Origin of the sequence: Photobacterium damselae (genome assembly GCF_003026815.1) — a bacterium.
Classification (GTDB): domain Bacteria; phylum Pseudomonadota; class Gammaproteobacteria; order Enterobacterales; family Vibrionaceae; genus Photobacterium; species Photobacterium damselae.
In genome coordinates this window covers 13,775-27,523 of record NZ_PYOG01000010.1, presented here as the reverse complement: position 1 = coordinate 27,523, position 13,749 = coordinate 13,775, and the positions used below count along the sequence as shown (strand labels likewise).

Genomic DNA, 13,749 nt, shown 5'->3' with positions numbered 1-13,749 from the left:
AAAATTAAGTAACAGAAAACTACCGGGTCAACAAATGGCTTAGGTATAATTTCAATATTAATCATAAAGGGAAACAGGTATGGGTTTATTTGACGCTTTACTCGGCAATGCTGGCGCAATGGATCTCAACGAAGCAACTGAAGATCTTGCGCCTATTTTAGGCCCAAATGAGACGATTGAGCTTGCATATAAACTGATCCGAGACATGATAGTACTTACCGATAACCGCTTGCTATTGATTGATAAGCAAGGATTAACAGGTAAGAAAGTCGAGTATCGTTCAATTCCTTACAAATCAATTACGATGTTTACTGTTGAGTCCAAAGGTCACTTTGATATGGATGCTGAACTTAAGCTATGGATTTCAGGTCAGCATGATCCAATTAGCCTAGAGTTTAACGGTAAAACCAATATCTACACTATGCAAGGATTACTGGCTGCCAAGATTGCAGGTAAATAAAGAAATAAATTAGCTTTCCAGTTTATACCTGAGTTATTTCATATATACCCAAGGGACTTGATTCGTAACCTGATGTTACCTGGGTATATATACTAGCTATTATCTATATTTAGATTAGTTAGGAAAAGGAAAGCTAAGTATGAATATACTGATACTCGGAGGGTCAGGAGGCATTGGCCAAGCACTGATTAAGCACATATTGATGATGCCAGCTAAACATCAAATATGGGCGACCTATCATCTTGCCGATCCCACAAAGTTATGTTTATCTTCACCACAACTGCATTGGACTCAACTGGATCTCACAAAAGAATCACAGATAGCACAACTGAGTCAGTCGCTATCTCAAGTTGATATCATCATTAATACTGTTGGTTTACTGCATAATACAGATCTTGCTTTAGTTCCTGAAAAAGCATTATCTCAATTAAATAGTTCTCATTTTTTAACTGTGATCCAAACGAATGCTTTACCCAGTATATTAATCGCCAAACATTTCGAACATCACTTAAAACGCTCGGCAACACCTCGCTTTTGTACTCTATCAGCGAAAGTGGGCAGTATTGAAGACAATCACTTAGGTGGATGGATTAGCTATCGTTGCTCAAAAGCGGCACTGAATATGGCCATAAAAACGATAGCAATTGAATGGCAAAGAACGATCCCCGATGCATGCATTTTTGTAATCCATCCAGGAACAACAAAAACTTCACTTTCAGAGCCCTTTCAAGCCAATATTCCACCGGGCCAATTACGTACGAGCACAGAAACAGCCGCTGCCATCATTACACAATTACAGCGCATAAACTCGAAACAGAGCGGAACTTTTATTGATTATAATGGAGAGGTTTTACCTTGGTAAAAGTAACTACAACGTAAACGTGTGCGCATTGTAGTTACTTCATGAGAAAGGACAATAAATTGCATGAAATACAGTGAACTGGATCAACTCGTGGTCGTTTTCATGGATTTATCGTTCGCAGTGTTCTCAGATGATGCTGGATTTAATGTTGGTTTTAACAACACGTAATCCATAATCTTCTTAGCCAGTGGTGCCGCATTTTTACCCCAACCACCATTTTCCAGCACGGTTGCAACTAATACCTTAGGGTTCTGAACAGGAGCAAATCCAACAAATAAAGCGTGATCTCGTAGATGTTCAGCAATATCTTTCGCGTTGTAATTCTGGTTATCGGCCAAAGTAAATACCTGACTGGTACCTGTTTTACCAGCAACGGGATAAGCAACATTCTTAAATATACTTCTTGCTGTACCACTTACAGTTACCAGATGCATCCCCTCTTGAGCAATCTGCCAATTTTGTTTAGGCGCAGCCACTTTTGGAAAATCAGGGAACTCTGCATCATCAACTTTATCATTCTCTTCCACAATTCCTTTTAGAAGATGTGGCCGATGCTCAACACCACTTTCGGCAATAACTGACGCGGCTTTTGCAATCTGCATTGGTGTTGCTGTCCAATAGCCTTGTCCGATACCAACAGGAATCGTATCACCTTGATACCATGGCACCTTAAAACGAGCATGTTTCCACTCTCGGGTTGGCATATTTCCGTTGGTCTCTTCACGAATATCAATACCGGTTGGTTGACCATAACCAAATTTTTTCATCCAAGTGGATAATCGGTCTATCCCCATATCATAAGCAACCTGATAGAAGAAAGTATCAACCGACTCTTCAATGGCTTTATAAATGTTTACGCGACCATGACCCCAGCGCACATCATCTCGGAATTTTCGTGTGGTTTTCGCGTTAGGGATCTGCCACCAGCCAGGGAAATCATAGGTCGTTTGGGGCGTAATTACCCCAGTTGTTAGTGCCGCTACTGCAATTTCAGGTTTAACTGTAGAGCCTGGAGGATAAACACCAAGTGTGGCTCGGTTCAGCAACGGGTGATCAGGGTTATTTAATAGTGCTCGATAATTTTTAGACGAGATTCCATGTACAAACAAATTAGGATCGTAACTAGGACTCGATGCCATAGCCAGCACCGAGTTATCCTTAGGATCAAGAACAACAATCGAACCACGGCGAGGTTTCGTTACCATTTTTCCAGTAACAGGATCTTTTACTTGCTGTGTCAGTAATTGATTGGCGTATTCCTGTAAGCCAAGGTCGATATTGAGCATAATATCTTTACCCGATACAGGAGGAACATAAGACAACGTTCGAACAACACGACCACGACTGTCCACTTCGACTTTTTCATAGCCAGATTTACCGTGAAGAAGACTTTCATAGTAACGCTCTACACCCAACTTTCCGATCGTATGGGTTGCTTTATAGTTACTGTATACCCCTTCGTCTTTTAAGCGCTGAATATCTCTATCATTAATTTTTGCAACATAGCCAAGTACGTGCGTTAATTGTGCGCCATATGGGTAATAACGTTCTAAATATGCGTCAACATCAACACCAGGATAATGGAATTCGTTAACAGAAAATTCTGCCACTTGTGTCTCTGTCATCTGCTCAATTAATGTAACTGGCTTGTAGTGACTGGTATGACGTTTCTCTTTATAGAAAGCGGCGATTTGTTCATCTGTTATCCCTAACAGCTTTTGAAGTCCTGCTAATGTCTGCTTAAGATCTTTCATTTTTGATGGGTAAAGATCCAAGGAATAGATAGGTACATTCTCTGCGAGCAAAACACCATTACGGTCAAAAATTCGCCCCCGGTTAGGTGCAACAGGAATGATTTTAATGCGGTTATCATTTGAGCGTGCTTTATATGCGCTATAGTCTTGAACTTGTAGATGATACAAGTTACCAATCAAGACTCCCATTAAAATAATGATTGCCGCGAAAGAGAAAATGGCTCTTCGGCCAAAAAGTCGGACTTCAGCAGTATGATCTCGAAAAGGCGTACGTGTGGTTTTCTTCATGTGTACATCAATATGGCGTTAGAGTATTTAAAACCCATTTAGGCGTAGGGATTATGACACATGGAAAGTATAAGAGTTCTAGTTATACGCTTCTGGCATTGCTAGATGGTGTTTTATTATACAAATATTTACAAAATAGGCTGATTGAGCAATCCTCTTACTGATGAGATTGCCCAACCATAATTTAGCTAAACCAATTATTCAGATACGTCTGATGGTTCAATAGGAGTCTCAACTGCAGCTTGCTCCTCTTCTAAAGCCATTTTTTCTCGGTCAGCTTTAGAAATATATTTAGGCTTATTACTCTTATGCATCTTAGCATTCGACTTCTTAGCCTTTTTCAGTAACGTCTGTTTAACTTTTTTCTTACGATTCATTAGATTTCAATCTTATTGTGATGTTGGGCATAGTCTAATGTTTTCAGCAGAGATCACAAGATGAAGCTACATCAAAAAGAAGGCGATTAAACCTTATCCCACATTAATGGACATTTTTCTTTTACGCAGGTCTCTAGCATATCAATCAGTGGTCGAGCTCGATTAGCAAAAGGAACAAAAGATTCTTCCTCATCATTTTCTTCATCCTCTGATAATGCCAGTTTTTGCTCCTTTTCTGTTGCTTCAACCGTCGCATTCATCAAATTTTCCAATGCTGAAGTTAAATTAAGTTCTGTAATAGCTCCAGGGATCGTTTGACAAAAGCCCATCGCTTTAATCATGGTCTCACCCACTTCTCCAAACATTGTAATGGAACCGCAAACACTTGCATTAAATTGAATTAACATAATCGTATTCCTTACTTATGATCGTCAGCATCTTTTAATTTATCTTGACTAGCATAATACCACCCAACAAGAATGCCAGTTAAAAATCCAAATAAATGGCTTTCAAAACTGAGCCATGGATGTAATGGAAGAATCCCCCATATCATCGAGCCATATAAAATCAATGTAACAACGGCTAACAATACGGACTTTATAGATTTCTTCACTAGAGCATAACTTAGTAGGTAAGCCCATGTACCATAAACAATACCACTTAAGCCAATATGATAACTGATACGACCAAAGATCCAGACTCCTAACGTAGCTCCAGCCCAACAAAGAAAACAAACAATGAGCAAACGAGCCAACCCTTTTCGCGCAATAAATAGAGCAAATACGGTAAAAGGCAGTAAGTTACCTAATAAATGGCTAAAAGAGCCGTGAATAAATGGATATATAAGATAATTTGCGTTACTTAAATGATGACGAGGTAATAACCCGTATTCATCAACATGCGTACCATGTAATGAGACGATAAAAAGAGTAATAGTGATCAGCCAAATGGCGCCGATAAATACAACACTTGCTCTAGAGATGATGGTCAAATCCAAATGCTTGAGAAACGTCTTTCCATCCCGTATCTGTATTACTATTAGGAGAGCTTTTTGTTGTTACAGGCTCCAAAATATAAACCACTGATCGAGATAGACCACTGTTACAGTATGAACCATCTTGGCCAATTTCGACAAAGAACAGTGGAGAATCTTGTTTATCTCGACACCATCCCCCTTCCATGGAGCCATTCAAAGTCGATTCACACTGATTTCTTACAAACTTTTCGTACTGCTTCGCCGATAAACCTTTATCTTGAAAACAGGCAAAAGCAGTTGAATCGGCATACCCAAGAGTGGGATAAACAATAGATCGAACAGAATGATGAAATACGTCGGTTGAGGTCAGTTCCGATGCAACCAGTGATGAAAATGAAGGATTAGAAGCATCACGAGCAAATGACGGTGTAGATAATAAACTTGCCGCAGTTAGTATCGAGAAGATCATTGTGTGATTTCGCATCGTCATATTTCACCTCTTAAATCTGCTTATATTCATTGGTTATAGCACCCTACTAACCAACAGTATAAATCTTTATCAATAGAAAATAATGAACAGTGCAAAATTAGTATGTTAATACGTGTAAAGAAATAAATACGATAGATTGTCAAAATATATCTAACTTGAACAATAAATTACGTATATTTGTCTGTATTTCTGAAATTTATCGAATATAATATGAATCACATTTCTTATTGATTGGATGATCGGGTATGGAACACTCATCTTGTAAGCTTAGTAATGACATCATATTGAAAGAGGTCGTAAGAACCTATCACGAACGACTCACTAATGCGTTATTAACTCCTGACGAGCTATCAGATGAAGGCTTAATGCTTTTATTAAAATCTGTCTATCAAGAAGTGTGTAAAAAATATACGTCATAAAAAGAGCCAGATGACATTCTTATAGTAAGCGTTATCATCAGGCTCATATTTTGTATCATTAAAGCTTTATAGCATTAAAAAAGAGGATTTATTTCAGGACTCTGCGTTTTTTAACATCGTGAGCAAGCTGAGTTAATGCTTTTTCTGTATCATCCCAGCCAATACAAGCATCGGTAATACTCTGGCCGTAAGTAGGCTCAACACCATCAATAATATCTTGACGTCCTTCAACCAAATGACTTTCGATCATTACCCCAAAAATAGCATTATTCCCTTGAGCTATTTGGCTACCCACATCTTCAGCCACTAACATCTGACGTTGATACTGCTTCAAGCTATTGGCGTGACTAAAATCAATCATCACTTTCTGACGATGACCTGCCTTAGCAAGCTGTGCAGTGATAGCATCAACATGTTCTGCGCTATAATTAGGATCTTTACCACCACGCAGAATAATATGACAGTCTTCATTACCTGCTGTTGATACAATTGCTGAGTGGCCGTATTTTGTCACAGATAGAAAATGGTGTGGTGCACTAGCCGAGCCAATAGCATCAGTTGCAATTTTTATATTACCGTCAGTACCATTTTTAAATCCTACAGGACATGACAAACCTGAAGCCAATTCACGGTGTACTTGCGATTCCGTTGTCCTCGCACCAATAGCTCCCCAACTGATGAGATCACCCATATATTGTGGCGTAATCATATCAAGGAACTCACCAGCAGTTGGCATCCCCATATCCGTCAAATCTAATAACAGCTTACGGCCAATGCGTAATCCATCATTGAGTTGGAAACTGTTATCCATATAAGGGTCATTGATTAGCCCTTTCCAGCCAACTGTTGTACGAGGCTTCTCAAAATACACTCGCATAACAATTTCGAGCTCACCTTTAAGTTGCTCTCGTAGTGCTAATAACTTCTTACCATACTCTAACGCAGCATCAGGATCATGAATCGAACACGGCCCAACAACCACAAGTAGACGATCATCTTGATCGTTAAGAATGTTATGAATAGCTTGTCTAGAGTCATAAACTGTTTTAGCCGCATGGTCAGTTGCAGGAAAACGCTCTAAAATCGCAACGGGTGGTAATAGTTGTTTGATCTCGCTAATGCGGACATCATCAGTTTTATACATAGTTCTATCCTGTTCGATAATCAAAGTCGTGTCGGTCATCACATTTCTTTGATACATTTCTCCATTGGTCTTGGTTAACTTATCGTCTATCAGCTTGATGTGCAAACGCTAATTGGTTAGACCTCACATTTTTTCTCCACAACCAATACAAACCATTAACAATGATTACTTGGTCATATCGTTCAAGATAAATAGTAAACCTACTCTTATAATGTCTTTTTGGAATACAGCTATAATCTTTTAGAAATTCTCATCCATTGCACATTAATCACATATCCCACAGACAGATATCAGTAGCATATATCCAGATATTTTTTAACATATCGATAAATAAAACATGCTTTAATTTTCACCAAATAGTTCGACTGCCTTTGTATTTTTTGTTTTTAGGCAATAACATAGATGCATAAGCCAATAATAAAAAGAGAACGTCTTGAGTAGTAATGACGCTGTTATCGCCTTTGAAAGTATTGATAAGTGGTATGGTGATTTCCATGCCTTAAAAAATATAAACCTATCCATTCAGAAAGGTGAAAAGTTGGTAGTATGTGGGCCTTCAGGATCGGGTAAATCGACTCTGATCCGCTGTATTAATGGCCTTGAACAATTTGACTCTGGAACCTTAACGGTTGTTGGAGAACCATTGACACCTCAACATCTACATAGTATTCGTGGCCAAGTTGGCATGGTTTTTCAACACTTTAACCTTTTTCCTCATATGACAGTGCTTGAAAATTTAACCCTTGCTCCAATAAAAGTTCTTAAACTCACAAAGAAAGAAGCAGAACAACGAGCCCTACATTTTCTTGACCGAGTCCAAATCGCACACCAAGCAGATAAATATCCCTCTCAATTATCAGGAGGCCAACAGCAGCGAGTCGCTATTGCCCGCTCACTCTGCATGAAACCCGACATTTTACTGTTTGATGAACCGACATCGGCGCTGGATCCTGAAATGATCAGTGAAGTCCTTGATGTAATGAAGTCACTGGCTGATGAAGGCATTACTATGGTATGCGTTACTCATGAAATGGGGTTTGCCCGCCAAGTGGCTGATAGAGTAGTTTTTATGGATGAAGGAGAAATATTAGAAATCGCCGCTCCAGATGATCTGTTTGATCGTCCACAGCATCTTCGAACTCAACAGTTCTTACGTAAGATCTTAAGTTATTAAAGATGCCATGATGACTCATTCTAATTCCTCATTACAAAAATCCGTATCCAATAAACTCAATTGGTGGCAAATCTGTAAGCCTGCGTTTTCTGCTTTAGTGCAAATTGGGCTGGTTATTGCTGTTCTGGGCTGGATCTTATCTTCTGGTGCTGATGCGATGAATTATCGCTGGCAATGGCATCAAATTCCTCAGTATTTATTTGTTCATGAAGATGGAGAGTGGTATCGCGGAGAATTAATTGATGGTCTACTGATTACCCTAAAAATATCAGCAGTAAGTTTAATCTTTACCTTAGGGTTAGGTCTTATCACGGCCTTGTTACGTTTGTCTGACTCTATTGTTGGACGGGCACTTGCGCGTGGATATATCGAGCTGATCAGAAACACCCCATTATTGGTACAGATCTATATTCTTTATTTTGTTCTTGGCCCTATTTTAGATCTAGAGCGATTCACAACGGCTGTGCTTGCTTTATCACTTTTTCAAGGCGCTTACACTGCTGAAATATTTCGTGCCGGATTAAATGCGATTCCTAAAGGTCAATTTGAAGCGGCAGCTAGCTTAGGCTTGTCACAATGGCAGATGTACCGATTTGTTATTTTACCGCAAGTGATTAAACGTATATTGCCACCGCTAACCAATGAAACAGTCTCGCTCGTTAAAAATTCTTCAATTGTGAGTATTATGGCTATCTTTGATCTCACCACCGAAGGCCGAAATATTGTCGCCGATACAGCCATGCCTTTTGAAGTTTGGTTTACCGTTGCGGCCATTTATCTATGCGTTACTTTATTGTTGTCTGCTGTTGCGGCATGGATGGCACACAGACTTAACACCGCTATCGCAAAATAGATGCGAGATACAAAATGACTCTCATATTGGGCCTTTAATACAAGCCTTTAATATAAGCCTTTAATAATAGTTTTCTAACTTAAAGTCACTTAGATATAAAAACAATAAACATGGAGAAAGTACAATGAAAAAAAGACTCGCCAGCTGGCTTACGGCAATCACATTATTATTTACTGCAACTCACTCTTTTGCCGATCAGCAGCCAACAGCTTTAGATCAAATTAAAGAACGAGGCACACTGCGTGTTGGTTTATCTACCTTTGTTCCTTGGGCGATGCGAGATAAACAAGGTGAACTGATTGGCTTTGAGGTTGATGTAGCACGACGTGTTGCACAAGATGCAGGCCTTAAAATCGAATTTATTCCAACCGCATGGGACGGTATTATCCCGGCCCTACTTGCTGGAAAATTTGATGTTATCATCGGTGGTCTATCTATTACTCCACAGCGTAACTTAAACGTTCTGTTTACAGTCCCATATGCTCACTCAGGTGTTCAACTGGCAGCAAGTAAAAAATCTGCCGCAGATAAAACAACCATTGCTGATTACAACAAACGCAGTGTTACATTAGCGGTTCGTCGTGGCGCAGTAACCGTCCAAACAGCAAAAAAATACTTCCCTAAAGCGAAATTACGTCAATTTGATGATGAATCCCAAGCCTTTCAAGAAGTGCTAAACGGTAATGCAGATGCGGTTCTTGCTTCATCACCAAAACCTGAACAAATGGCTATTCAATACAAAGATAAGCTATTCATTCCATTTAAGGAAAACCTAAACCGTGGTTCAGAAGGCTTTGCGCTTCGTCAGGGTGAGTTCGATTTACTGAACTTCTTTAATAACTGGATTATGCTGCGCACGGAAGATGGTTGGCTACAATCTCGTCATGATTACTGGTTTAAGACCCTAGATTGGGAAAATCAGGTAGCAGAAGGTCAATAATTTTGTCTCAACAAACTGTGTCTCTACCTAAATTAGACAAATCGACATCATCAGCACCGAGTCAACGCTCGGTGCTGTCTCGCCTGTCCCTCCGCAATTTAAATGGACTCGATTGGAGTTTATTGCTACTCATCGCCAGTGCTTTGGGTTGGTTTATTTATCGTTCGGCTGTTGGTATTCAATATCAATGGCACTGGCATCAAGCGCTTGAGCTTATTTTTACCGCAGGTCCTAATGGTGAACTGCCATATTTCTTTCAAGGCGTAGCTACAACCATTCGTATTAGCTTATGGGGAATGCTTTTTGCGGGGGTTTTAGGGTTATTATTTGGACTTGCTCGACGTTCTTCTTTGGCGTTTATTAGAATGCCAGCTCAAGCGTACATTCAATTGATCCGCAATATACCGCCGCTTGTTTTTGTTTTTATTTTTTACTTCTTTATCTCAAGTCAATTAGTGCCACTGCTGGGACTCGAAACACTATTTCGTTACTACAACGGCACGCCTAATGGCTTACAAACGTTTTTATTTGGCACACCTAACCTATGGGAAAATCTATTTTCTGGGGTGATATGCATTGGTTTATTGGCCTCTGCGTACATAGCAGAAATTATCCGATCAGGCATTGATAGTATTGAAAAAGGACAGTGGGAAGCAGCAGATTCTTTAGGATTAACACCTCTACAACGTTTTCGTTATGTTATTTTTCCTCAAGCGTTTGCCTCTGTTATCCCTCCGCTTGCGGGCCAGTTTATATCTATTGTTAAAGACTCTTCGATCATTTCTCTGATCTCGATACAAGAGCTGACTTTTGTCGGTAGTGAAATAGCCAATTCTTCTGGCTACATCTTTGAAATTTGGATTTTAGTCGGTCTCGCATATCTCGTATTATGCTTGTCACTTTCAATTCTCTTTAGTTATCTAGAAAAGCGCTATTTAAAACATCAAGCGTATAATCACTGAAACCATACAAGCTTTATTTAAATAAGACAGATGCGTGCTCAAACATGGTTCTGTCTTATTGTTTTTGCTTTAATCATAATGATAACAGTGCTCTTAAGAACGATAAATTGTGAGCGATATTGCAAATTCATTCATAAATATATTTAAGAAGTAAAAATCCTCGGTACATCACACCAATTGTAACCATTCATTTTTATAGTAGCGCGGTATTATAAAAATAATCGGTTATACCTTATGAATAAAAAACTTATTACTTTAGCCCTAAGCGGCATCCTGTACGTCTCCCCAACTTTTGCTTTAACTCAAACTCAAAGTGCTGTTCAAAGTACTGCAGACTACGCCCAAGTGGTCAGCAAACGTCAAGTTGTCGATCAACTGTTAGAACAAGCCGTTACTGCATTTAAGTCCCCTGCCCGTATTTCTCACGCTGGGTTTACAGCTAAAATGCCAAGTAATATGGAAATTGTTACCGATCGTTTATTACAAGCTTATCAACTGGAACCTTATCGAACCGATTTATTGATTTCAGCTGCAAACGCTCAGATCTATAACAAAAATGTCGATCGTGCCATTGAACTGTTTGAACAAGTACTCTCTGTTGCGCCTGATGATGTCGACGCTAATGCTTACCTTGCTGTGTGGCAGCACTTTAAAGGTAATAATCAAGCAGCCAATAAACACTTAAAGAAATTAGAACAACTAGACAGTGGAAAAGCAGCTGATATCCAACGTATTTTTGAAACTGTAGATCGTATTGTTGCTACGCCATTAAAATCAAAGATGAAAGAACCTAAAGCGGGTAATACTGCCATCATCACACTGGGGTATGCCTTAAACCCTGATGGGACGATGAGTGATATCCTCATTGAACGACTCAATATGACGTTGAAAATTGCCAAAGAACAGCCAAATTCGCTGATTATTTTAACAGGCGGTGTGCCTCAAAATAATCAAACCGAAGGCCGACTTATGGCAGATTGGTTAATCAAACAGGGCATCAACCCAAATCGCCTGATTGAAGATAACTACGCCCGCAGCACAGTAGAGAATGCCTTATACAGCAGCTACGCACTGGCTCGACATAAAATTGAGCATGCAACAATCATTAGCTCAGCCAGTCACGTTCGCCGCGGCCAAACTCTATTTGAAATAGCATCGTGGCAAACAGGGCCTCAAAACATCACGTTTGATACTATTGGCGCACCAGATAAACCTTTAGAAGAATTGGCAAAACCAAGCCAAGGTGAATTATTGGGGATATATCGAGACGCCCTTAGAACCTATGGTATGTGGAGTTATCGTTCTTACCCACTAGAACAAAGATAATCGATTCGTTCACCGCGATATTGCCCTTACTACAGCAATAACAGTGAGTTATTTAGCCTGATGTAGTAAGGGCTTTTTTGAAAACATAAAGATCAGTAGATGGTAGGTATTACACTATTTTTTAAACAGATCCCACTCAGGCCAAAGCGCTTCTAGATCCAAATACTGCTCAATCGTATCAGCAACACGATCAATTCCTTGCTCACGGATCTGATCAAAATCTGGGGTTTGTGTCGCTTCAAGTCCAGCCCAAGATAAAATCGCATCACACGCTTCTTGGCGTTCAAAAACACCGTGAAGATAAGTACCAAATACTTGGTTATCTAACCCTAACTGACCATCTAAGCCGCTTTCTAATTGAATAGGAGCATCAACTTGAACCCCGGTTGTAACACCTGCATGGATCTCATAACCACGGACAGGTACGCTCGCTTGATTAGGTAGCGTTAATATTCCACTTACTTGTTTTAGCTGCTTTTCTTGTTCTAAAACAGTTGTGACATCAAGATAACCTAAACCTTGGCTCTCTCCTGCTTTACCTTCAATACCGAGGGGATCTGCAATGGTTTGTCCTAGCATTTGGTAACCACCACAAATACCCATCAATTTACCGCCCAGACGTAAATGACGTTGAATTTGTTGATCCCACCCTTGCTCTTTTAAATACGCTAAATCATCACGAACGTTTTTCGTACCGGGAATAATAACCAGATCACAGGGCGGTAAAGCCTCTCCTTTTCCCACCAGCATCAAATTCACTTGAGGATGCATGCGTAACGGATCAAAATCAGTATGATTGCTCACTCGGGTAAGAACAGGAACTGCCACTCGTAATGGCTGATCCGTGGTTGATTCGACTTGCTGGCTATTAATGGCATCTTCTGCTTCTAACATTAATCCATGCAAATAAGGAAGAACACCCAATACTGGCTTTCCAGTTTTTTGTTCAAGCCAATCAAGCCCAGATTCCAATAGTTTAATATCGCCACGAAAACGGTTAATCACAAAGCCTTTAACGCGATTTTGTTCCGACTCCGATAGCAGGGCTAGTGTACCGTAAAGATGGGCAAACACACCGCCACGATCAATATCAGCAATAATAATAACGGGCACATCTGCTTTTTCAGCAAACCCCATATTTGCTACATCATTTTCTCGTAAATTGATCTCAGCTGGGCTACCGGCACCTTCAATAACCACCGTTTGATATTGTGCTTGCAGTTTGGCAAAAGAGTCCATAATCGGCCCCATCACCACTTTCTTATAGTTGTGATAACCAACAGCATCCATATCGGCTAGCGCTTTGCCTTGTACAATTACTTGAGCGCCGATATCAGTATTTGGCTTTAAAAGCACAGGATTCATATCAACAGTAGGTTCAATGCGACAGGCTTGAGCTTGCACAGCTTGAGCTCGACCAATTTCACCACCATCTTGAGTCACTGCACTATTTAGCGCCATATTTTGTGACTTAAATGGTGCAACAGCGATCCCTTTTCGGGCCAACACACGGCATAGACCGGCAACTAAAACACTTTTACCTGCATCCGATGTTGTACCTTGAACCATTATCGCTTGGGTTGTTTTTTGCATGAGTCCTACCGCAATCTGAAAAATACAGGCAAATAAAACCATAACTTAAGCGATGTAACAAGAAGCAGATGAATTTAATACCCAAGCCTTTTTTGACCTGTTAGACTGCGCCCCTTGTTTTCGATTTGCAG

General features: G+C 39.9%; 14 protein-coding genes. 7 read left to right on the top strand and 7 right to left on the bottom strand.

Going from position 1 to position 13,749, the window contains the following annotated elements; all coding sequences use genetic code 11:
• Positions 1-79: 79 nt before the first annotated feature.
• A complete protein-coding gene (locus CTN07_RS11005; RefSeq protein ID WP_005305159.1) occupies positions 80-460 on the top strand; it encodes a PH domain-containing protein in 381 nt (126 codons plus the stop codon).
• Positions 461-599: 139 nt separating this feature from the next.
• The gene (locus CTN07_RS11000) at positions 600-1,322 is read left to right on the top strand and encodes an SDR family NAD(P)-dependent oxidoreductase (protein ID WP_005305162.1); all 723 of its coding nucleotides are present in this window, start codon (positions 600-602) and stop codon (positions 1,320-1,322) included.
• An 83-nt stretch (positions 1,323-1,405) separates the two neighbouring features.
• Here CTN07_RS11000 and mrdA read toward each other — a convergent pair whose 3' ends face one another.
• The 6 genes from mrdA to aroG form a co-directional block, all read right to left on the bottom strand.
• Positions 1,406-3,364 carry a penicillin-binding protein 2 gene (gene mrdA, locus CTN07_RS10995; protein WP_005305166.1) on the bottom strand — a complete coding sequence of 653 codons (1,959 nt, stop codon included), beginning with the start codon at positions 3,362-3,364 and terminating at the stop codon, positions 1,406-1,408.
• A 197-nt stretch (positions 3,365-3,561) separates the two neighbouring features.
• Positions 3,562-3,741 (bottom strand): DUF2986 domain-containing protein, encoded by a 180-nt coding sequence (locus CTN07_RS10990; protein ID WP_005305171.1) that lies wholly within the window; start codon positions 3,739-3,741, stop codon positions 3,562-3,564.
• 86 nt (positions 3,742-3,827) lie between these two features.
• On the bottom strand, positions 3,828-4,148 hold the full coding sequence (locus tag CTN07_RS10985) for a DUF1840 domain-containing protein (RefSeq protein WP_036765677.1): 321 nt from the start codon (positions 4,146-4,148) through the stop codon (positions 3,828-3,830).
• Between the two features lie 11 nt (positions 4,149-4,159).
• On the bottom strand, positions 4,160-4,732 hold the full coding sequence (locus tag CTN07_RS10980; protein ID WP_217906982.1) for a rhomboid family intramembrane serine protease: 573 nt from the start codon (positions 4,730-4,732) through the stop codon (positions 4,160-4,162).
• A complete protein-coding gene (locus tag CTN07_RS10975; RefSeq protein WP_036765679.1) occupies positions 4,716-5,207 on the bottom strand; it encodes a hypothetical protein in 492 nt (163 codons plus the stop codon). The genes CTN07_RS10980 and CTN07_RS10975 overlap by 17 nt, the downstream gene beginning before the upstream one ends.
• A gap of 507 nt (positions 5,208-5,714) precedes the next feature.
• Entirely contained in the window at positions 5,715-6,770 is a 1,056-nt protein-coding gene (aroG, locus tag CTN07_RS10970; RefSeq protein WP_036765682.1) for a 3-deoxy-7-phosphoheptulonate synthase AroG, read from the bottom strand.
• A gap of 433 nt (positions 6,771-7,203) precedes the next feature.
• Here aroG and CTN07_RS10965 point away from each other — a divergent pair, with 433 nt between their 5' ends.
• From CTN07_RS10965 to CTN07_RS10945, 5 genes are all read left to right on the top strand, one after another.
• On the top strand, positions 7,204-7,944 hold the full coding sequence (locus tag CTN07_RS10965; RefSeq protein ID WP_005305182.1) for an amino acid ABC transporter ATP-binding protein: 741 nt from the start codon (positions 7,204-7,206) through the stop codon (positions 7,942-7,944).
• Positions 7,945-7,954: 10 nt separating this feature from the next.
• Positions 7,955-8,797, top strand: a complete 843-nt coding sequence (locus tag CTN07_RS10960; RefSeq protein ID WP_005305186.1) for an amino acid ABC transporter permease — start codon at positions 7,955-7,957, stop codon at positions 8,795-8,797.
• A 124-nt stretch (positions 8,798-8,921) separates the two neighbouring features.
• Positions 8,922-9,737 (top strand): transporter substrate-binding domain-containing protein, encoded by an 816-nt coding sequence (locus CTN07_RS10955; RefSeq protein WP_036765685.1) that lies wholly within the window; start codon positions 8,922-8,924, stop codon positions 9,735-9,737.
• Positions 9,738-9,808: 71 nt separating this feature from the next.
• A complete protein-coding gene (locus tag CTN07_RS10950; RefSeq protein ID WP_172460615.1) occupies positions 9,809-10,699 on the top strand; it encodes an amino acid ABC transporter permease in 891 nt (296 codons plus the stop codon).
• Positions 10,700-10,933: 234 nt separating this feature from the next.
• The gene (locus CTN07_RS10945; protein ID WP_005305195.1) at positions 10,934-12,025 is read left to right on the top strand and encodes a YdcF family protein; all 1,092 of its coding nucleotides are present in this window, start codon (positions 10,934-10,936) and stop codon (positions 12,023-12,025) included.
• 114 nt (positions 12,026-12,139) lie between these two features.
• Here the strand turns inward: CTN07_RS10945 and CTN07_RS10940 are convergent, their stop codons facing one another.
• Positions 12,140-13,618, bottom strand: coding sequence for a cobyric acid synthase (locus CTN07_RS10940; RefSeq protein WP_005305199.1), 1,479 nt, complete (start codon positions 13,616-13,618; stop codon positions 12,140-12,142).
• Positions 13,619-13,749: the final 131 nt, after the last annotated feature.